This is a genomic window from Streptomyces viridosporus (genome assembly GCF_002078235.1).
Classification (GTDB): Bacteria; Actinomycetota; Actinomycetes; order Streptomycetales; family Streptomycetaceae; genus Streptomyces; species Streptomyces viridosporus.
In genome coordinates, this window is the sequence record NZ_MSGP01000632.1 from 1 (window position 1) to 206 (window position 206).

1 pseudogene is annotated in these 206 nt (G+C 68.9%); it reads left to right on the forward strand.

Annotation, left to right across the window (positions count from 1 at the left end):
* Nucleotides 1–63: 63 nt before the first annotated feature.
* Nucleotides 64–206: pseudogene (locus B7L92_RS43050) on the forward strand (roadblock/LC7 domain-containing protein); the annotation flags it as partial.

Here is a 206-nt window from a genome sequence, read left to right on the forward strand (position 1 = left end):
CCCACCCGCACCCCCGAGCCCAGCGCTCCCGCAGACCTTCGTATCCCAAGGAGTCGATCCACCATGGCGAGCGATGCGCCGACCGCCCACGCATCCGACCTCGACTGGCTGATGAGCGGCCTCGTGCAACGCGTACCGCACACCAGCAGCGCCGTACTGCTCTCGTGCGACGGACTGGTGAAGTCCGTGCACGGCCTCGACGCGGA